The organism is Microbacterium sp. zg.Y909, from assembly GCF_024626565.1.
Genome location: NZ_JANJFJ010000733.1, coordinates 1 through 600, shown reverse-complemented (window position 1 = coordinate 600; position 600 = coordinate 1). Strand labels below are relative to the sequence as shown.

The following is a 600-nucleotide window of genomic DNA, read 5'->3' as shown; positions in this document are numbered from 1 at the left end:
CGTGATCCTCATGGGTCTGGTCCGCGTACGCGCGCGCAAAGCGGAGGATCTCTTCTTCGAAAGCGACTCCTCGTCCGATGTACGCGGCGATCGCCGCCGGGTCGCCGCTGCGGGCGTGCGCCTTCGCGAGAGTGCGACCGCAGGCCTTGGCGAACTGAGGGAGGTACGCCGCGATCTCGGCTCCCTTGGGGATGATCTTCATGTCGCGGTACTGACGCACGTAGTAGTCGGTGCCGTCGACGCGCATGTGGCCGAGGAAGATGTCGGCGGCGGACTGCATGAGGCGCTGACCTACGACGACGCGCTCGCCGTGGTTCGAGAACTCGCTCGGGCCCAGGAACTCCTCGTACACCGAGGCGGCGGCCTGCTTCGCCTGCAGGAACAGCGGCTGACGCCCGCTGTCACCCTCCAGAAGATGCAGCCAGACGCGCATTCCGACGCTCCCGACGCCGACGATCTGCCGGACCGAGTCGCTGCGGGTGAATCGATCGACGAGCCGGCGCAGGTGGGGCGGGATGGAGGCGAGGTAGGTGTCATAGACCTGCCGATAGGCACGGATGCGCTCTTCCTCGCTCATCCCTTCGTCGATCCGCTTCATCG

The 600-nt window shown here is 66.5% G+C and carries 1 protein-coding gene; it reads right to left on the bottom strand.

The annotated features are described in order from the left end of the window. The coding region (locus NQ160_RS24450) for a DUF2252 domain-containing protein (protein WP_257517544.1) at positions 1 to 577 on the bottom strand (577 nt) is incomplete at its 3' end. Positions 578 to 600: the final 23 nt, after the last annotated feature.